Here is a 20,127-nt window from a genome sequence, read left to right as displayed (position 1 = left end):
TGTCGTAAGCTAATTAACTTCCCTTTTAAGCGGACAGTTCACAGATTACAGACAAGTTAAACCAAAAAACAGGTGTTTGCACTTAGCCTGCAGACACCTGTTGAACAATACATTGCTAGATCATCCACTTATATATAAAAAGGAAAAGCTGAGTATATCTCAGCTTTTCCTTTTGTTTTTTTATTCCCCAGTTTCAGCAAACTGTTTTAAGCGGTCTCCAATTTCATCACGGACTCTTTGGAAAAACGCCCATTTTCCTTCGTCCGTTCCTTGTGCTTTTGCCGGATCATCAAATCCCCAATGCTCGCGTTTTACATGCGGCGGTGTCATTGGGCATTTGTCAGCTGCATCCCCACAGAGAGTTACAACTAAATCAGCATTGTTTAAAATGTTCGGATCAATGATATCTGAAGTTTGATTGGAAATATCAATCCCTGCTTCTTTCATTGCTTTGACAGCATTAGGATTTAACCCATGAGCTTCGATTCCTGCGCTGTACACGTTCCACTTGTCTCCAAGATATTTTTTCCCCCATCCCTCAGCCATTTGACTGCGGCAAGAGTTTCCGGTGCATAAAAAGTAGATTGTTTTCTTTGACATGTTTATCTTCTCCTTTTAGACATTAATGGATGATCATCAGCCAAATATATAGGCCGACAAGTGTAATCAATAATGTTGGGATTGTCAGAATGATTCCTGTTTTAAAATACGTTCCCCAGGAAATCTTCACACCTTTTTGTGAAAGGACATGGAGCCACAATAGTGTCGCCAAGGAACCAATCGGCGTGATTTTAGGCCCTAAATCTGAACCGATGACATTTGCGTATATAAGCGCTTCTCTCATCATCCCATGTGTATCTGTGCCGGCAATTGCCAGTGCGTCAATCATGACAGTTGGCATGTTGTTCATAATGGAAGAAAGAATCGCTGCGATAAAGCCCATCCCAATCGTACCCGCAAACACTCCCTGATCAGCCACGGCTTGAATCACATCTGAAAGGACATCTGTCAATCCAGCATTACGGACACCGTACACGACAACGTACATGCCAATTGAAAAGAACACGATAGCCCATGGCGCTTCTTTCAGTACTTTTTTTGTATGAACGGCTGGGCTCTTTTGGGCGGCAATTAAGAAAAAGAGTGCAATAATACCCGCTACCACTGATACAGGGATAGATAAGAATTCACTTGCAAGATATCCAACTAACAACAGCCCCAGGATATACCATGATAGTTTGAACATGTTCTGATCTTTTATGGCTTCAACAGGTTTTTTCACCTCAGTGAGATCATAGCGTTTTGGTATGCTTTTTCTAAAGAAAAGGTAAAGTACAATGATGCTCGCCAGCAGTGAGAACAAGTTGGGAACAATCATTCTGGATGCATAATCAATAAACGTAATATGAAAATAATCCGCTGAAACAATGTTGACCAAATTGCTCACGACTAATGGAAGCGAGGTCGTATCTGCAATAAAACCGCTGGCAATGATAAAAGGAAAAACCAATTTTTCATTGAAGTTTAAAGCTCTAACCATCGCTAATACAATCGGTGTCAATATAAGGGCGGCACCGTCATTTGCAAATAATGCGGCGACGATAGCCCCTAATATAGATACATAAACGAACATCCGCACACCGTTTCCTTTTGCAGCCTTAGCCATATGAAGCGCTGCCCATTCAAAGAAACCGATGTTATCGAGGATTAGCGATATAATAATGATGGCCACAAATGCCAATGTCGCATTCCAAACAATCCCGGTCACAGTTAACACATCATGAAAACTGACAACTCCGGCTATGAGAGCTAAAACAGCTCCTCCACAGGCTGACCACCCTATAGACAAGTTTCTCGGCTGCCATATGACCAATACTAAAGTGAATAAAAAGATGACTAACGCCAAAATGACTGAAGTCAATCAAATACCTCCTTACTAGCAAGACGATTGAGTTTCCTTTTGTTTGATATTCTTTAACAAATCGTCCTCCTGATCAATTTGTTGTAAAAGGAATTGCAATATGTCAAACTCGGGACATGATTGATTGATTGAATAATAACGCCATTGCCCTCTTCTCTCCTCGTTCACAAACCCTGCGTTTTTTAATTTTCGCAAATGCTGGCTTATGGCAGGCTGACTCATCTCAAACATATCAACCAATTGACAGACACAATACTCTTTTTCAAGAAATAGTTTCATCATCATGAGCCTTGTTTGATCACTAAGTGTTTTTAAACAGCAGGTCATCGCAGCAACTCCTATTTTTGAATCAACAGTCAAATGGACCCCTCCTTCAAATTAATATATAACCAAATCATTATATATGGGCCAAAAACGTAAACCTGAGTCACTGTCCACGCAACCATAGCGCTGTGAATCATTAGATTTTGTTACACCGTGATTATATAAGTTTTTATTTATATAATCAATCATTTATATGATAAACATCAAATAAATAGAAGTGAACGGCTTGAGAAATCGAAAACTTGCTATTGATTATTCTTCGGATGAATTTGAAGGATGCCCCGTGGAGACAACATTAGATATCATCGGGGGTAAGTAGAAAGGCATTCTCCTTTATCATCTCAAGACGGTAAAAAGAGGTTTAATGAATCCCAAAGGCTATGTCCTAAAATTACCCAACATATGTTTTTTTACAATTAAGGGTATTTGAACGGGATGGCGTGATTCACCGCGAGGTTTATAAACAGGTCCCTCCAAAAGTGGAATACTCATTAACCGAGTTTGGAAGAACGTTAGAACCTATTACCTTTCACATGAAGGACTGGCGAGAAAAATACAGAGACAAAATCAATAAAATCGAAACAACACGTAAAGCTGGTTTTAAACATAAAATCAGCAAAATACAAAAATACCAAGGGCGTCAAAACCCTTGGTATTTCTAAGATTAGGCCTTCAGGTTATTCACCCGTGACCCTCAATAAAGCGTTTTTGATTATATCACTGGCGGCAAGGAGAGTTACCGTTAAAAGGTCATTCTTTTGTCTAATGATGATTGAGACTTCTAAAATTGCTGCCCTTCACTTCAGCTACGTCATATACGGTCACAAAGGCACTTTTATCAATATCATTAATAATTTCCTTTAGTTTGGTTTCTTCTAAGCGGTTGATGACACATGTGATTTCTTTAAATTTCTCGTGGGAAAAACCCCCGTAAGCTTCTTTATATGTGGCGCTTCTGCCTAGTTGATCACGTATGGTCTCTACCATCAATTCAGGTTGGGTTGTAATAATTTGAAACATTTTAGAACCGCTTAAGCCTTCCTCAACGACATGAATGACTTTCGATGCAATATAGTAAGCAATGACTGAAAGCAATGCCCCTTGCAAGCCAAATACAGTGGAAACAAAAATAAACACAAAAAGGTTTAGGAATAAAATGAGATCGCTCGTTCCGAATGGCAGTTTTCGGGATAGGAGCACAGCAAGCATATCAATTCCATCTAATGCGCCGCCATTTCGCAGCGCCAACCCCATTCCGAATCCAAGGATAATCCCGCCAACAACGGTGATTAACAAGGTATCTCCCTCTATAATAGCGGGTGTGTGGTGGAAAAAACTTGTCCCCGCGGCGAGTGATATAATTCCGATAATTGATAATAACGCAAAACTTTTCCCAATTTGCTTATATCCTAACCAGACAAATGGAATGTTAATAACAGCAATAAGAATCCCCAGCGGCAAATTGAATAGCTGTGAACCAACAATGCTGAGGCCTGTCACCCCTCCATCAGAGACACTGTTCGGAATCAAAACTGTTTCTAACCCATATGCCGCTATGATTCCTCCGATAATGACCATGATGACTTGCAGAATCTTTTTTGCTTTAAATTTCTTTTGTTTTTTGATTGTATTCATACCATTCCTCATTTCTTAAATATTTCGTTATATTTAACTATACCATAATAGATTTTTCCGGCTAAAAACATGCTTATTAAAAAGGACAATCAGGTATTTTTGTAAGTAGATCGCTTCCGATACCACTTTACCCCATATATAAACCGAGAGAATAACAAATCTAAAAGATAAGGTAACCCTTTATGACTTAGAACATTCAACATGCACCTGATACAGGTGTGATCTAGCAGTCCGTTTAAAGCACAAATACCAAGTAACTTAAATTCCTCGGTATCCTTCATAAAAACGAGAAGCCTTGAACCTCTTTGTGCACTAGATTATCAAGTACGCTCCCGGATCAGAACACCGAATATCCTGATTCATTTTGATATTATACTTTTTAAAAGGAGGTTTGATTACATTGAATAGCTTATGCCGCAGCAAACAAGCCCCATTTGAATACACCTTATCTCTTATAGGGGGCAAGTGGAAAATGAGAATTCTCTATGAGTTAGGGTGTGAAAAAACGATGAGATACGGCGAGCTGAAACGGGCTATGCCCGTAATCACCCATAAAATGTTAAGCGCACAGCTTAAGGAATTACAAACCGACGGCCTTATTCAGCGGACGGAAATTTCCCAAATCCCCCTCAAAGTAGAGTATTCGTTATCAGACAAAGGGCTGTCATTGTATCCCCTTATAGATGAAATGTGCAAGTGGGGAATAACACAAGGCGCACCTCATGAATAAAAACTACTTACAAAAAATTGCGTACTTGTCTACCAATGAGAGGAATTTTATACTAAATAAAAATATTTTGTTAGGAGGAAAAAATGACAAAACAAGTCTATATCATTCATGGCTACAAAGCCTCTTCGGCAAACCATTGGTTTCCATGGCTGAAAAAAAGCCTGCTCGCAGACGAGATTCAAACAGAAGTTTTAGACATGCCTAATCCACTTGAGCCAAGACTTGAAGATTGGCTGGATACACTCTCTTCTTATCAACACACTTTACATAAAAATACGTATGTCGTTGCTCACAGCTTAGGGTGCCCTGCCATTTTGAGATTTTTGGAACGTACTCAATTGCGCGAACAGCTTGGCGGAATCATTCTTGTTTCCGGCTTTTCCAAATCATTGCCTAATTTAAAGATGTTAGATGAATTTACAGAGGGGTCGATTGATGATCAAAAAATCATCAGGTCCGCAAAGCACCGTGCTGTCATTGCTTCTAGGGACGATCAAATTGTGCCATTTGCATGGAGCAAGGATCTAGCACAACAAATTGACACTGCGTTGTATGAAGTCCAACACGGAGGTCATTTTTTGGAAAATGAGGGGTTTACTTCCTTGCCCATCGTTTATGATGTTCTACACTCCTATTTTTCAAAAGAAACCCGCTAAAATCTTTCATCGTATTTGAATAAGCCCACTTTAGAAAAGCGGGCTTTCTAAGTTATTGTTTAATCAATACCGATAACTCACCTTCAAATACTTTTTCTTCTTTATGATTATAAGTAGACAACAAAACAGTGAGTATTCCCATTTCGTTTCTCTTTGGCTGTTTATCAAGAACCTCAACAATTGTATGGAGTTCATCATTTGGATACACGGGTTTTATGAATTTAATGTTATTCATTTCTGTTCCAGCAATCACATCGTCTCCATAGAAACCTTCTTCAATCCAAAGTTTAAAAGAAATGCCTAGCGTTTGTATGCCAGAAGCGATAATTCCATTAAATCTGCCTTTATTCGCTTTTTCCTCATCTAAATGCATATATTGAGGGTCAAATTCACCTGCAAACCGCATAATATCATCTTTTGTTACTTTTAATGATTTCGTTTTGAATACCTGTCCAATTGTAAACTCATCTAACTTCATTGTTACACCTCTATTTTTGTCAATTGTGTACTTTTTTATTTTAGCTGATAAACAGCAAATAAAAAAATCGTTTCGGAGGCTTCTTCAGCTCCCTATCCTCCAATGCGTTTCATGAAGAGTAAGAAAAAAGAGAAAGAAAAAGGTGGATCAATTGCATGAAACAATATTTCACCATTGAAGAAACCGCCATCCTTTGAATATCAAAAGTATTTTATAATCTAAACTAAAAGCTCCCTCATAATTTCCAGGCAGCTTTCAGTTTTTTTATCCCTTCTTGGATGTTAAATTCAGAAACTCCTGCAAATCCAAGTGAGACCGTTTTTGTAGGAGGATGGTTTTTATATGAAAGAGATACAGGATAAATTTTCACTCCATGTTCCTTTGCCTTCTCAATTAACTCGTTTTCACTAAATGGCAAATAAACGTCCAGTAAGATACGAAGTCCAGAGTTTTCTCCGCGAATCCTGACATGCTCCCCTAATTCTCTTTGTACAGTCTCAAGTAAAATGGCTCTTTTTTTACGGTAAAGCTTTCTCATTCTGTTGATGTGTTTTTGCCACTCTCCATTTTTTATAAAGTCAGCTAGCGTAAGCTGACTGTGGCAGGACACCGTTTGCTTATATAAGGATGTGATTTCATGGCCTTTTTTTAAAAGATCCGAAGGAAGAATCATGTAGCTGATACGCAGCGAGGGAAGAAGAGACTTAGAAAAAGTGCCCATATAAATGACACGATTATGCTTGTCAAGCCCTTGTAAGGAAGGAACCGGCTGTCCTGTGTATCTAAATTCCCCATCATAATCATCCTCTATGATAAAAGATTGATTTTCAGCCGCCCATTTGAGCAGTTCAATTCTTCTGTTAATCGTCATAATGGTTCCCAGCGTAAATTGGTGAGAAGGCGTGACATATACAAGGTTGGGCTGTTGTTCTTTGATCTTCTGTATGCAGATTCCTTCCTCATCAACCGGTATAGGAAGTATATTCATCCGATTGGCTTCAAAAATCTTGCGGGCTCTTGGATAACCGGGATCCTCATATCCTATGGAAATATTCGGTTCAAAAACTTGGCACAAGATTTGCAGAAGAATAGGGTTCCCGGCACCTATGATGACTTGTTCAGGGATACAATGAACACCGCGTGATTGATACAGGTACTCTGCAATGAGTGTTCTCAGCTCAAACTCTCCTAAAACATGTCCCGGCTGATAAAGCTCGTGGCCATATTGGTCTAAACTATTGACCATGCTTCTTCGCCATGCGGAAAAAGGGAAGTAAGAAGAATCTACGTTTCCATAGTGAAAATCAATCCATTGTTTATGTTCTTGTGCTTTCTCTTTACTTAGTGATGTAGTTGGCATTTTACGATAGGCAAAATCAGAATCATGATAATCAGCAAACCATCCGCTTCTTGGCTTGCTCATAATATAGCCCTCAGCGGCAAGCTGTTCATAGGCACGTTCTACAGTCGTTTGACTGATGGAAAGCTGACTCGCCAGGAGTCTTTTTGAAGGGAGCTTCATTCCTTTTTGAATATGCCCCTGATGCATGTTTTCTTTGAAATACCGATAAAGCTGCTGATAAAGCGGAATATCCAGATTTCTATTCAAAAAAGGCGTGATATCCATTTGCACGTTGTTCTCCTAACTGGTATGCATTTTTTTATGAAAACTGGCTGTTTATAAAAGGCCAATTCCAGTTTATAGTCATTGTAATCCTTAGATACTGGTTTTGTTAAGAAAATCCAGATCGTTAAAAAGAAACATATTTGGAGTGATTGTAATGAACAAAACAACAAATGGCTGGATAAATGGTTTTATAGGCGTACTCATTTTCAGCGGCTCGCTGCCTGCAACCCGCTTAGCTGTGACGGACTTCAACCCATTGTTCCTCACCGTATGCCGCGCTGCGATAGCTGGTGTATTGGCTGGGGGTCTCCTTCTCATTTTCCGGCAGCAGCATCCTGCCAAAAGAGACATCATTTCACTATTGGTGGTAGCGTTCGGCGTAGTGATCGGTTTCCCGTTACTGACAGCCTTAGCGCTTCAGTATGTCACATCCGCACATGCTATTGTCTTCATTGGGCTTCTTCCGCTTGCAACGGCGATCTTCGGCGTCCTGCGCGGAGGTGAACGCCCCCACCCAGTCTTCTGGGTTTTCTCAGCTGCTGGCAGCTTACTAGTAGCAGGATTCGCTCTGATCCAAGGCGGAGGATCATCCCCGCTCGGTGACGCGTACATGCTGGCTTCTATCGTCGTATGCGGTCTTGGTTATGCAGAAGGGGCTAGGCTTTCACGGCGTCTGGGGAACTGGCAGGTGATCTCTTGGGCACTCGTTCTGTCGCTTCCTCTGATGCTGCCTTTGTCGTTCTTTTTTACACCGGACTCATGGTCAGGCATCGGCGTTCCTGCGCTGCTCAGTCTTGCCTATGTGTCCTTATTCAGCATGCTGATCGGCTTCGTGTTCTGGTATCGAGGTCTCGCCCAAGGCGGAATTGCAGCGGTTGGGCAGCTGCAGCTTCTTCAGCCCTTCTTTGGACTGCTGCTTGCCTCAGTAATTCTACACGAGAAAGTGGGCTGGGCACTCGTAGCAGTGAATATCGCCGTTATCATGTGCGTGGCAGCTGCTCGGCGATTTGCAAAGTAGGCAGACTTACTTTAAAAAAGCCGGGTGACGATAATAAATGAAAGCATGAAAAATACCAAGGGATCGCAGCCCTTGGTATCATTGATGCGGCCGAGAGGACTTGAACCTGACCGGTTTTTATCCACCAGGCCCTCAATAAAGTAGTAGGTCTCTCTATTTGTTAATCACAATCGACAATTTATAATTGACATGCTTGTTTAATTCCACTAGAAATTGATCTAACATTTCATTAGACGGAAATCTGCATTCAAGCAGATAACAGCCATCCCCGCTGATTTTATAATTATTCATGACATATTTCTTTTGTGTTTTGATAAATGACAGGTATGGCTGATGATGGGTGCTTTTTGTATAGATATTAAGCAAAGCATGTATATAACACCCTAATTTCACTTGGTTCACTTTAATTGTATATCCCTCAATGACACCGTTGTCTTCTAATTTGGCCACCCTTGAGGCTGCTGCCTGCCCTGTTAAATGAACTTTCTCACCTAATTCTTTCATCGTAATACGGCTATTTTGAGATAACTCCTCTAATATTTGCATGTCTGTGTGATCCAACATGAAATCAAATCCCTTCAATATTCGCTAAAATAACATCATCATCTCTCTATCAAGGTGCAGTCCTGCACCCTTCTTTAAAATTGCTTCTTTTAAATTACCTGATTCTAGCTCAGTGACAATTTACACAAAATAAATTACATCCTTTCAAAAATCAAGTCAATCGACAGAAAGACTTGATTTGTTCCATGTATTTATTTAGCGGCTGCCTGTAAACTATACACATCTTAAAAAAAGGAGTGTTATACATGAACATTCAACAAATCCGTAATGCCACACTTGTTGTCGAATTTGCAGGCAAAACGTTTTTAATAGATCCAATGTTAGCCGAGAAAGGAGCTTATCCTCCATTCCCAAACGCGCCAAGACAGGACCAAAACAACCCTTTGGTTGAATTGCCAACTTCTGTCGATCATATTATTCATCATATTGATGCTGTCATTGTAACTCATTTACATGATGATCATTGGGATGAGGCAGCTAAAAAGGTATTGCCAAAAGATATCAAGCTGTTCTCCCAAAATAAAGAGGATGCAGCAGAAATACGAAATGCCGGGTTCAAAAACGTCGAAGTTTTAACAAATGATACCGTCTTTGAAGGCATTCAGCTAATCAAAACCAAAGGCGAACACGGAAGAGGAGACATTCTAAAACTTGCAGGTCTTGTTTGCGGCGTTGTGTTCAAGCACCAAAGTGAGAAAACGTTATATGTAGCCGGAGATACTGTCTGGTATGATGCGGTTCAAGAAGAGATTGATACACATCAGCCAGAAATTATTGTAGTGAACGGCGGAGATAATCAATTCTATGAAGGCGGTTCTCTCGTTATGGGTAAAGAAGATATCTATGAAACGTATAAGGCTGCTCCAAAAGCAAACATCATCGTGAGCCACATGGAAGCTGTAAACCATTGGGGATTATCAAGAGAAGAATTAAAATCCTTTATTCATGAAAAAAGAATCTCCTCTCGTGTCTTAGTGCCTGATGATGGCGAAGCATATTCATTTTAAATGTTTATTTAATGACAGAAGCAGTCATGATGTCCGTTGAAAACAATAAAGAATCAGCAAGTCTTTTTTTGAAACGATTAACCAGAAACGATGCTCTAAAAGGCTTCTGCCATAAAGACTGTGTATTCTACCCGCAATGAGATACACCGTTTCCGGGTGTAGAAGGTTTCATTGAATCTGAAAAGATACACATCTAAATACATGATACCCAATTGATAGAGAAAATTTTTATATCAAAAGTGAAATAAACATACCAAATTTGTTTGTATGTTTTTTACTGATAGAGCCAATAAAAAGAAACTCGTTTTTCTCTGTTTAAAATTGATCATATCAACATTCTTTATGTTGATATGATCATCTGCAAGAATTTATGTCCAAGGTGTACCTCGCTTGAAACGGGGTACTTTACCCTACTTTACATTCAAAACCTGAAGAATTAGGGACAAAAGTTCTTAAGAATTCTTAAGTTTCGGCGAAGCTAACAGCCGGTCTCCAGGATTGACCTAAAATCGTTTCCTCTTTTTAAACAAATTTCAAAACGATCATATCTATCACATGGTAATATTTAGATAAAGAACTTTTATATGAAGCTGAAACCGAGTTGATGGAGAGGAATGAAATAATGAAGAAACTGAGAAAGATATTTTATAGTAATGTTGCCCTGCTGCTGCTGCTTGCCTTATTGCTTGCCGGATGTACGGGCAGTAAGAACGAGGAATCAAAACAGTCTTCAAATCATGATACTGCTGCACCATCTGACGAAAATCGTAACGGGACTGAAGATAGCACCAAAATAGGCAAGGATGAATCAGAAGAATCCGTAACAAAGGCTTCAAATGAACATTCTTCTAAAGAAACCGCAGCGGATGAATCAAATGAAACTTCATCAAAAGAAGTAAAAAACGACGAGGAAGGTAAAGAGGGCAATGTATTGGCGGCATACTCTTCTGAAAAAATCGAATATGCCCGAGTTTGGCTGCAGCTTGGACCCAATCAAGAGATAGATGAATTGAATGTTCGGCACATTTCAGCTGGCGAACCGATTAATCCTAATGATGATACAAGTGCGAGCTATCCAGAAGATGTGATCCAGTTAGCTGGTTCTCGATTAGTGGATGGATCAGTCACTTATCATGGAAATGGAGATGGCACGATTCATGTATACAATGTCCCTTTACGCTGGGATTCCGCTGATGATCTAGATCAAGGCGTGATGCGGGATGTGACTGAGAATATCATTAATAATACAAAAAAGGTGTACGTTGATACAGGCGACAATGAAAAAATCAAGCGACTCATTGACATTATGGTTATTCATCGTTTGACTACAGCTGACACCGCACTTTTTCACGCATACAGTATTAATCAATAGACAACATCTCAGTAGTAAGTGAATGATGCCTTACGAAAAACAAGCATTTAACATGATGCTTGTTTTTCTTTTACATATAGTAGCTAATTCCTTCAGTCTCTAAGATGTTAAACATGGTTGAACTTTTGCACTCACGTTAGCTATAACCGCAAACTATGATTCTTTTGAGCAACATCACAGTAAAAAACGTGTTCCATTATTTGTTCAATCAATTCCTCAGCAATATCCAAACGGCCAGGAGAATCCAAATCACTCTCTACTCTGACCTTATTTAGCAGCAATGTACCTTGTAGGTTCATTTGGTATGTTTCTTGTTTAGATACCTCCCCAGCTTATCAAGTTCCCTTGTATGATCAATTTATATTCTCATCGAATATATTAATCCTTTAATCCCTTTCCATCGAGAATATTCTGCACACATTTTTCAACCCTCGCCTCTCGGGTTTTGGCTTGTTTGGCTTGAGAAAAATGAAGAATGTATGCTCTTTGCCGTCCCGGGGTCAGTGCTTCAAAAGCTGTTTTTAAAGCAGGGATTTCATCGAATTTATTTTGAAGTTCTTCAGGAATTTTATATTCTTTATTCTTTTTTAAATCCACTTCCAATCCGGCTTTTTCAACTTCAATGGCTTCACGAATATAAGCTTTCAAGATCGTTTCCATTTCATCAATTTCCTGAACATTGGTGAACCGGATCTGGCGTGCCGCCTGTACGTTCTCCGTTTGTTGGATGAGAATCCCATGGGCATCCTGTAACAAGGCGCCTTTGTGAAACAGAAGCGCACAATAGTCTTTAAATCCATGTATTAAAACGATGTTCTTATTATTAAGCGTGTAACAAGGATGCTTCCACTTAAATTCTTCGGTCAGCTCAAAGTCAAGAACGATAGCTCTCAACTTCTCAAATTCTTCCTTCCACTTTGTAGCTTTACTTAAAAATTCATCAACCTTAGGATTCGTTCTGTTATTTGTCATAGGAACTCCCTCTCAGAGTCATTTACGTTAATTTTTAGATTTTTCGCCCATTCCACATAAATATCACGCTCTTGATTTTTCTCGTTTAACATCCCATTTTCCTGCCCTCAATTTTATTTTTTCGCATTACGATATTTGTTTTTGTTTTATTCTCCTAACATCAAATATATTGATTCCTTCTATATTATTTATTCAATAGACTCCAGAAAATAATATTATAAAAGACCAACCATACGAAGACCATGATAAATCCCATCGTCATCAACTGCTTTGGTTACATATTTTGCGACCTTTTTTATTTCTTCTTCAGCATTTCCTATGGCGAGACTATGATAGCATTTCTTTATCATTCAGCCCGTCACCAAATGCATAAACACGTTCTGGAGGAAAATTTAATTTCTCAATAATCTTTACTAAACGCTTAGCTTACGACCTTTGGAATCACATCGACAGAGACAGGATGCCACCTCACAAAATCAAAATCTTTATAAGATTGTTGGTATGATTTCTCTTCCCTTTCCAGGCAACTTAGAAGAGAAGGTAGGTCTAATCCCTTCCTTTTCACGCACCAACTCGATCCGCGGCAATTTTAAAACCATCATTTGAACGCTGTCTCCATCTGCAAAGTGCATGTCACTAGGCCGTGTCTGTTATGCTATTTGATTTCATAAAAAAAGTTGCCAATTTAGAATATCAATTGACAACTAATGCTAATATAACTGCACTTTTACTCAGTGACACAACAAGAGGAGGAATCTTGTTTGTGACCATCACTATTCGATTTGGTATAGAAAAACTCCCATTCATTCCCGTCGGGATCTGATACCCAAAATTTATCTTGTACTGCATAACAACATGTTGTATCCATTTCTCCACGAGCAAAAAATCCTTCTTTTTCAAGCCGTTCCTTATGTTTCAAGACCTCATCTAAACGATCGACTTGAAACCCAAAGTGATTCACCTGATTCCCGTTTACCTCATCACGCACATTTAACGTAAAATTCAACCCCGGTGTTTCCAATAAGAATTTTGCATAGTCTGATTCTACTTTTAACGGTTTCTCTCCAAAAACCTTTTCATAAAATGTAATAGATTCCTCTAGATTACTTACATTAATCCCTACATGAACATACTTCACAGTAACATCCCCTTTGTTGTCAAATTAATCAAATAAATTTGATTTAGCAAACAAAAAATTTAACAGCTTCTTTCTCCATTCTTTCTAAATACACAACAAAGTTCTTCAGATAATAAGTGATTTAGCTCATCATCATTAAGATCATAGTAGCTCCATGTTCCCTTCGTTTCTTTCGTAATTAAGTTGGCGTCCAATAAAATTTTGAGATGATAAGAAAGTTTTGATTGGGTCATATTAAAAATTTCAGTCAAATCACACACACAGGTTTTTCCCTTTTGACAAAGTTCATACATGATCTCTAACCGTTTCTGATCAGCAAGAGCTTTAAATTTTTTTTCATAATTCTGAAGCAGTTCTGTTTTTGTTTCATTCATCCTATCACCTTATTTAATCAATTTTTTTTGATATATACATTATAACCATAAGTTTTCATTAAATTCAATCCATCAAATCAATTTTTTTTGATTATTTAATTCGTAATCTCAGGTTTCTATTTGGACTTCATGTCATGAGTGCTTTTAGAAGGGATTTATATTCTAAAAACAACAAAAAGATACCATATAGTACGGGATCTTCAAAGGTTATTTTTTCATCTAAATTGATTAAAAATTGAATTTTTTCTTATTATAAAAAGGCTGGCGAAAATGTTCATCAGCCTAATTCTTTATCAAGAATGAACTCCTTTTTGTTATGCTAATAATAGACGTATCTGTTTTGTCTATTTCATACGAAAATCATCCATATCTATTTTGTTATGATTTAACCTCTTTATTCTTACCAATTAATAACGTTACTACAACACTAGCTATACTGACTATAGTTCCTCCAATAGAAACAAGAATTGTCAAAAAACCGTTGGGAATAAGAAATCCAATTGGAATTAGCCCCATAAAAGTTAAAACAATAAAACATTGGTAGACTCCAGATATGATTCTAACAACCCAGTTACCAAAAAAGGACATGGCTAATGGAGGGATGAATAAAAATACAACGATTCCAATTGATATCATTAAGATAATTGGCTCATTAAATGAAATGACGTTATCTCCAGGGGAACCTTTAGCTGCCACTAGTACAACAACGATAGACATAATCAGTGTAAGAAAAACCAGAGAAAGCCTTTTTAACAACGTTATGACTCCTTTTTATAAACGTACTAAAAACGGGTATCCTGCCTTTTTCATTTTCACAACCATTTTATGTTATAAAATAAAAGATATGAATGTATTTTTCATTTATTTTTCTAGGGAGCCCTGCATTTTCTCTCACTATCCAGGCTAGCTGTTTCTTCATCCAATAAAAGGATGTCAGGATCTTTAATACAGCTTCTTGCAATATCGATCCGTTGATGTTGGCCTCTTGATAACTTTTCTCTTTTTTACCAATAATACATGTAACCTTTATATAACAAAATAACAAATTAATGGCAATTGAGCAATTCAAAATTTATAGTGCTGCTAGAATCAACTGAAGCAAAATGAATTTCCGATAGATTTGGAATTAAACAAACAGAGAAATCTTATCTATTTCAGTACTAAGAAGACCGACTACAATGCCATTTGGTGTACATCTCTTGCATTCAAATTTACTGTTTTCACAAAACAATCTGGCTTATCTTTTACCTCCACGAGACCATACCACCACCGGAATGAGGAATAAGGATAAAATCCCTCCAGCAAATGATAATGTCATGAAACTTGAACCTGCTACAATCATTCCAGACAATGCTCCTCCAGCAGCTCCTGACAACGCGATCAGAACATCCACTGTACCTTGAGTTTTAGCCCGTGTGGCCGTTTCAGTTGAATCAACAATAAGTGCAGTCCCGCTGATTAAACCAAAATTCCATCCTAATCCAAGTAAAGAAAGAGCAATGACGAGAAAAACCATAGAATCTGCTGGTGCAAATGCTGCCATTAAGCCTGCAAGAAGCAACGTTGTTCCAGAAGCAATCGCCATCACAGTACGCCCCAACTTATCAACAAGAACACCTGTAACCAGTGAAGGGAGATACATGGCACCGATATGAAAACCAATAACAAGACCGACTGCACCTAAACCATGTCCATGGTGTCTCATATGAACTGGTGTCATTGTCATAATAGCTACCATTACAATTTGGGTAAGAATCATAATTGCTGCACCGACGATTATGCCTGTTTTGTTTTCTGTATGCTCAGTTGTTGCCAAATGTCCTTTATCACTAGGCTCTTGGTTGGTCGCTTCTAATGTTCTTGCTATAACGAATGGATCTGGACGAAGCATGATGAAAAGAACCACACCTGCTAAGATATATGCTGCGGCTGCTAAAATGAAAGGACCAGCAAGTGATGGAACACCAATAGACACAGCAAAATTCCCCATGACATTTACTAAACTTGGACCTGCAACTGCACCAAATGTTGTAAAAACCATCGTAATACTAACAGCAGTCGCCCGCTGTTTACGATTGGCTAAGTCCGTACCTGCATAACGAGCTTGTAAATTTGTCGCTGTTCCAGCACCGTAAATAAGCAATGAAGTAAATAACAAGAAAATACTATTTATGATGGCTGCAATGATGACTCCTATTGCTCCAAGTCCGCCAATTACAAAACCAGCTGAAAGACCAGTACGGCGGCCATAGCGTTGAGAAAGTCTCCCAACAACTAATGCAGATCCTGCTGATCCTAAAGTAAATAAAGCAGAAGGCAGACCAGCAAACGCATCTGTACCAAGCATTTGCTGTGCGATAAGCGCTCCGACAGTAACTCCTGCCGCAAGCCCTGCACCGCCAAAAATTTGCGAAATACTTACAACGAATAATGTACGCTTGTATAATGCTTTTTGTTTTTCCGGAGAACTGATGTAGCTTTGTAATGAAGCTTGTTGAACGTCTGTTGTTTTTACCATACTCTTACCTGCCTTTCGTAAAGCCTAATGATATAAACCTCCCTCTAGATGTGGATCATCATAACACGCACAAAAAAGCCATACAATATTATAATTGTATGGCGAACAATATTAGCTAAGACCGTTTAGCAAACGTTTTAGGATCCTTAGTCCTTGCTCAAGCTCTTCGAGTGTTTTTGGTGCACATACTGAAACCCTGACAGCCCTTTTCGGACAACTATTTCCCACTACAAAGCGTTCAGCCGCATACACTTGCACGCCATGTTGTGCAGCTAGCTCTTCAAATTCAGCACCAGTCATTTCACCCGGCAACAACAGCCAACGAAAGATGCCTGTTTCAACACCTAAACATGTATAATCCGCCAAATATCGGTTTACGATTTGGTTTCTGCGAATCGTTTCTTCCCGATGGCCTTCAATTAAGGCTTCAAATTGATTTGATACAATCGTGCGTGCAGTAAGTTCTGCTAATAGCGGGGAAACCGTTATATTTAAATTATAAAGCGCCTTTGACATTGGCTCCTTAAATTGATTCGGCACCGCTACATAGGCCAGGCGCAGTCCTGGTGCTAACGATTTTGATAAACTTGCAATGTGGATAACCTGTTCCGGCGCGAACGATGCAAGTGCGGGAAGCGGATTTTTGTTGAGAAGATGGTACGATGCATCTTCAATAACAAACAGATGATATTTCTTTGCAATTTCTGCAATCATTCTTCGATTCTCAACAGACATAAAGGAAGCTGTCGGATTATGATAATCCGGGATCAAATAAATGCCTTTAATATTTTCATTTTTACACGCATATTCAAGTGACTCCGGACTCATTTCATCGTTCTTTGATTTTATCGGTACGATTTGCACACTAAGCATTGAAGCAACAGTTTTTAATCCAGGATACGTGTGATCGTCAACACCAATGCGGTCTCCAGGCTTACAAAGACTTGCCAATGCAGCAGCAATCGCATTTTGTCCCCCATTTGCAAATAAAATGTGATCAACGGTTGTTTCGAACCCGCCTCTTCGGATTAGCTTTACAGCTGCATCCTTTTGCCAAAGGCTCTCGCCTGCCCGGCCATAACCAAACCATTTTTCATAATCCTCATCTTGCAGCATGTTTTTTAGTTGAAGTAGCAGAGGCTCATAAGACGCATTATCTGGCAGTGTGGCTCCCATTTCAATTAAATGCTTTGGCTTTGTATCCTCAAGTAAATACGCATTCGATAACGCATCGTATGATACAAATGTGCCGCTTCCTACAGATGCACTTAGCAAGCCCTTTAACTCGCAAACTTTAAAGGCTTTTGAAATGGTACTTACATTTAAATCTAAATAATCAGCAAGTTCTCTCTGTGGAGGAAGTTTTGTTCCTGGTAGCAAAACTCCGTTTATTATATCCTGTTCCAATTGCCCCGCAAGTGCTCTATAAATAGGCTTTTCCGTTTTATCAATCGACGGCTTCCAGCTCATCGGATAGTTTTCAAAAGAATTAATCGGCATGATACGCATCCCTTTTTTCACTCAATTATAAGAATGTGATGTTTATAACACAATGATAACTTGCTTTTTTGTGGATACTCTAGCAGCAGTTCTTTACACTTAATTTTTTAGCAAATAGGTGTTTATTAAAAAAACTATACAAACAAAGGTGAATAACATACTTTATTACATATAAGGAATCCTGCAAAACGGTGCACAGAATGTCGGGTAGATACATTTCACTCCTGTTATTCTTTTGTTAAAGGAGGTCAAATAAATGGATTCGCTTAAAAGTATGAATAGTGCTTTAAAGTATATTGAAGAAAACCTCACAAATGATATTGATTTTAAAGAAGTAGCAAAGCTTGCTTTCTGCTCTGAATATCATTTTAAAAGAATGTTTTCCTTCCTTGCAGGCATTTCACTATCGGAATATATTCGTCACAGACGTCTTACTCTTGCAGCTTTTGAACTAAAAGACAGCAGTGTAAAAGTTATAGACATTGCAATAAAGTACGGTTATAAGTCACCAGATTCTTTTGCACGGGCATTTCAAAATTTGCATGGCATAAGACCATCAGAAGCTAGAAATAATGGCCATTCACTTAAAGCTTATCCACGAATGACCTTCCAGTTATCAATCCAAGGAGGAAATGAAATGAACTATCGTATTGAAGAAAAAGAGGCATTTCGTATCGTTGGCATTAAAAAAAGAGTTCCTATTATGTTCAAAGGGGTTAACCCGGAAATTGCATCTATGTGGGAAAGTTTAGATGAAGACACAATAAATAATCTTAAAAAGCTTTCTAATGTAGCGCCTTTGGGACTCATTAGTGCATCCACGAACTTTTCTGAAGGACGGACAGAGGAGAATGGCGAACTTGATCACTATATTGGCGCAGCCACAACGAAACAGTGTCCAGATAACCTCTCACAGCTTGGGGTTCCTGCCTCAACGTGGGCTGTATTTGAAGCAATCGGATCATTTCCGGATACACTGCAAGACGTATGGGGACGCATTTATTCCGAATGGTTTCCATCGTCCAATTATGAACAAATAGAAGGTCCAGAAATACTGTGGAACGAACATAAAGATGTAACATCGTCATCTTTTAAAAGTGAAATTTGGATACCGATTTCAAAAAAGTAATATATTTTACGATGAAGCAAGAGGAATTGAAGGGTCTTTAAGGAAGGGGGCTAATCCCTTCCTCTTTATGCTCCAAAATGACCTTTTAAGCGCTATCTGCAAACATTGATAAGCTGGGTGAATTATTCTAAACAAACACCAAAGGTCTACAACCCTTGGGTGGTGAATAAATTTGTGTCCATATAAATTAGCAAACATGTCATTGATGCCAAGTCGGGAATTCCTAAAGGAGATTTAAAAACTCATTTTTAATGAAAAACTGATATATGTTAATTAGTCGGGTTTCAGGATATACACCGACCAATTGACCTTTCCTTGATTGGAAATCCGGACACGTTCCTATTGTTTTGATGTTGTTTTTGTTCAATCTAATTTTTAAAAAAAGTTATTGACACCAAAAATTTGATTATGTTATTATTAAATATTTGATAAAAAAACGTATATATGGTAATCTTAAGAAGGTTACCATATATGGAGGTGTTGATATGTTTCAAATTGGCGATAACATTATTTATCCCATGCACGGAGCAGGTATAATTGAAGCTATAGAAGAAAAAGAAATCTTAGGGAAAAAACAACAGTATTATGTCATAAAAATGACGATTAGTAATATGCAAGTTATGATTCCAACGCGTAAAATACTGAGTTCAAGTATACGACCAGTTACTGATATACGTGCATTAAAACACATTATACACATTTTTCAGCATGGAGAATCAGATAAGTTACTGCCGTGGAAACAAAGGTATATAGTAAACACGAACAAAATAAAGACGGGTGAAATACAAGAAGGCGCTGAAGTTGTGCGTGATTTAATGCGTATGAAGAAAGAAAAAGCACTTAATGCAAGCGAAAAAAAAATGTTGGATAATGCATATGAATTTTTGATTAGTGAACTGGAAGTAATTAAAGGAATCACTGAAAAGCAAATAAAAAGTTTTTGTTAAGGTTATTAATTATAGATCGTATTGCACCCTAAAAATATCCCGAATTTTCAGATAATATTATGATTAAAAGTAAAGCATTTCAAAACGTTCAACTTCTTCAACTTACTTTTAGAATATTAACCTCTTTTGTTATTCCTACAATCTAAACCATTTTTATTATTTAAATTTCTTCTACGAACATTTGAAGTTTTATCAATACACTCGATGAAATAGTCAC

The 20,127-nt window shown here is 38.3% G+C and carries 20 protein-coding genes and 3 pseudogenes; 8 read left to right on the top strand and 15 right to left on the bottom strand.

Annotated features, from left to right (window positions below; all coding sequences use genetic code 11):
* Positions 1-180 precede the first annotated feature (180 nt).
* The 3 genes from arsC to aseR are packed head-to-tail and all read right to left on the bottom strand — an operon-like array spanning position 181 to position 2,248.
* Positions 181-600, bottom strand: a complete 420-nt coding sequence (arsC, locus tag M0696_RS02940; protein ID WP_222143607.1) for an arsenate reductase (thioredoxin) — start codon at positions 598-600, stop codon at positions 181-183.
* Between the two features lie 22 nt (positions 601-622).
* Positions 623-1,921, bottom strand: coding sequence for an arsenic transporter (locus tag M0696_RS02935; protein ID WP_222143606.1), 1,299 nt, complete (start codon positions 1,919-1,921; stop codon positions 623-625).
* A 15-nt stretch (positions 1,922-1,936) separates the two neighbouring features.
* The gene (aseR, locus tag M0696_RS02930) at positions 1,937-2,248 is read right to left on the bottom strand and encodes a metal-responsive transcriptional regulator AseR (protein WP_376768339.1); all 312 of its coding nucleotides are present in this window, start codon (positions 2,246-2,248) and stop codon (positions 1,937-1,939) included.
* Between the two features lie 223 nt (positions 2,249-2,471).
* Here aseR and M0696_RS02925 point away from each other — a divergent pair.
* Positions 2,472-2,907 (top strand): annotated as a pseudogene (locus tag M0696_RS02925) (winged helix-turn-helix transcriptional regulator).
* Between the two features lie 100 nt (positions 2,908-3,007).
* Here the strand turns inward: M0696_RS02925 and M0696_RS02920 are convergent.
* Positions 3,008-3,880 (bottom strand): YitT family protein, encoded by an 873-nt coding sequence (locus M0696_RS02920; RefSeq protein ID WP_166854174.1) that lies wholly within the window; start codon positions 3,878-3,880, stop codon positions 3,008-3,010.
* A 400-nt stretch (positions 3,881-4,280) separates the two neighbouring features.
* Between M0696_RS02920 and M0696_RS02915 the strand changes: the two genes are divergently transcribed.
* Positions 4,281-4,610: a winged helix-turn-helix transcriptional regulator gene (locus M0696_RS02915; RefSeq protein WP_166854175.1), complete on the top strand. Its 330-nt coding sequence runs from the start codon at positions 4,281-4,283 to the stop codon at positions 4,608-4,610.
* A gap of 83 nt (positions 4,611-4,693) precedes the next feature.
* Positions 4,694-5,266: an alpha/beta hydrolase gene (locus M0696_RS02910; protein WP_248602466.1), complete on the top strand. Its 573-nt coding sequence runs from the start codon at positions 4,694-4,696 to the stop codon at positions 5,264-5,266.
* A gap of 52 nt (positions 5,267-5,318) precedes the next feature.
* Here M0696_RS02910 and M0696_RS02905 read toward each other — a convergent pair whose 3' ends face one another.
* A complete protein-coding gene (locus M0696_RS02905) occupies positions 5,319-5,744 on the bottom strand; it encodes a MaoC family dehydratase (protein ID WP_222143604.1) in 426 nt (141 codons plus the stop codon).
* 235 nt (positions 5,745-5,979) lie between these two features.
* Positions 5,980-7,371 (bottom strand): MocR-like pyridoxine biosynthesis transcription factor PdxR, encoded by a 1,392-nt coding sequence (pdxR, locus tag M0696_RS02900; protein ID WP_248602465.1) that lies wholly within the window; start codon positions 7,369-7,371, stop codon positions 5,980-5,982.
* A 154-nt stretch (positions 7,372-7,525) separates the two neighbouring features.
* Here pdxR and M0696_RS02895 point away from each other — a divergent pair, with 154 nt between their 5' ends.
* Positions 7,526-8,389, top strand: a complete 864-nt coding sequence (locus M0696_RS02895) for a DMT family transporter (RefSeq protein ID WP_248602464.1) — start codon at positions 7,526-7,528, stop codon at positions 8,387-8,389.
* A gap of 153 nt (positions 8,390-8,542) precedes the next feature.
* Here M0696_RS02895 and M0696_RS02890 read toward each other — a convergent pair whose 3' ends face one another.
* The gene (locus tag M0696_RS02890; protein ID WP_222143601.1) at positions 8,543-8,953 is read right to left on the bottom strand and encodes an Lrp/AsnC family transcriptional regulator; all 411 of its coding nucleotides are present in this window, start codon (positions 8,951-8,953) and stop codon (positions 8,543-8,545) included.
* 245 nt (positions 8,954-9,198) lie between these two features.
* Here M0696_RS02890 and M0696_RS02885 point away from each other — a divergent pair, with 245 nt between their 5' ends.
* Together M0696_RS02885 and M0696_RS02880 are read left to right on the top strand one after the other, a co-directional pair.
* Positions 9,199-9,960, top strand: coding sequence for an MBL fold metallo-hydrolase (locus tag M0696_RS02885; RefSeq protein ID WP_222143600.1), 762 nt, complete (start codon positions 9,199-9,201; stop codon positions 9,958-9,960).
* 622 nt (positions 9,961-10,582) lie between these two features.
* Positions 10,583-11,332, top strand: coding sequence for a hypothetical protein (locus M0696_RS02880; RefSeq protein ID WP_248602463.1), 750 nt, complete (start codon positions 10,583-10,585; stop codon positions 11,330-11,332).
* Between the two features lie 378 nt (positions 11,333-11,710).
* Here M0696_RS02880 and M0696_RS02870 read toward each other — a convergent pair whose 3' ends face one another.
* From M0696_RS02870 to M0696_RS02835, 8 genes and pseudogenes are all read right to left on the bottom strand, one after another.
* Entirely contained in the window at positions 11,711-12,304 is a 594-nt protein-coding gene (locus M0696_RS02870) for a YdeI/OmpD-associated family protein (protein ID WP_222143598.1), read from the bottom strand.
* A 215-nt stretch (positions 12,305-12,519) separates the two neighbouring features.
* Positions 12,520-12,860 (bottom strand): annotated as a pseudogene (locus M0696_RS02865) (HAD hydrolase family protein); the annotation flags it as partial.
* 171 nt (positions 12,861-13,031) lie between these two features.
* Positions 13,032-13,442: an ArsI/CadI family heavy metal resistance metalloenzyme gene (locus tag M0696_RS02860; protein WP_166854183.1), complete on the bottom strand. Its 411-nt coding sequence runs from the start codon at positions 13,440-13,442 to the stop codon at positions 13,032-13,034.
* Positions 13,443-13,501: 59 nt separating this feature from the next.
* On the bottom strand, positions 13,502-13,816 hold the full coding sequence (gene arsR / locus M0696_RS02855) for an arsenical resistance operon transcriptional regulator ArsR (protein WP_166854184.1): 315 nt from the start codon (positions 13,814-13,816) through the stop codon (positions 13,502-13,504).
* A gap of 378 nt (positions 13,817-14,194) precedes the next feature.
* Positions 14,195-14,572, bottom strand: a complete 378-nt coding sequence (locus M0696_RS02850; protein WP_222143597.1) for a hypothetical protein — start codon at positions 14,570-14,572, stop codon at positions 14,195-14,197.
* Positions 14,573-14,694: 122 nt separating this feature from the next.
* Positions 14,695-14,811: pseudogene (locus tag M0696_RS02845) on the bottom strand (ATP-binding cassette domain-containing protein); the annotation flags it as partial.
* A gap of 242 nt (positions 14,812-15,053) precedes the next feature.
* Complete coding sequence (locus M0696_RS02840; protein WP_166854186.1) at positions 15,054-16,334, bottom strand: MFS transporter; 1,281 nt, start codon at positions 16,332-16,334, stop codon at positions 15,054-15,056.
* Positions 16,335-16,445: 111 nt separating this feature from the next.
* Positions 16,446-17,834, bottom strand: coding sequence for an aminotransferase-like domain-containing protein (locus tag M0696_RS02835; RefSeq protein ID WP_248602462.1), 1,389 nt, complete (start codon positions 17,832-17,834; stop codon positions 16,446-16,448).
* Between the two features lie 256 nt (positions 17,835-18,090).
* Between M0696_RS02835 and M0696_RS02830 the strand changes: the two genes are divergently transcribed.
* Both M0696_RS02830 and M0696_RS02825 read left to right on the top strand, forming a co-directional pair.
* Positions 18,091-18,963, top strand: a complete 873-nt coding sequence (locus M0696_RS02830) for an AraC family transcriptional regulator (protein WP_166854188.1) — start codon at positions 18,091-18,093, stop codon at positions 18,961-18,963.
* Positions 18,964-19,448: 485 nt separating this feature from the next.
* Positions 19,449-19,910: a CarD family transcriptional regulator gene (locus M0696_RS02825; RefSeq protein ID WP_166854191.1), complete on the top strand. Its 462-nt coding sequence runs from the start codon at positions 19,449-19,451 to the stop codon at positions 19,908-19,910.
* Positions 19,911-20,127: the final 217 nt, after the last annotated feature.

It is taken from the genome of Bacillus rugosus, from assembly GCF_023238245.1.
GTDB lineage: Bacteria > Bacillota > Bacilli > Bacillales > Bacillaceae > Bacillus > Bacillus rugosus.
This window is presented reverse-complemented; position numbering and strand designations above follow the sequence as displayed.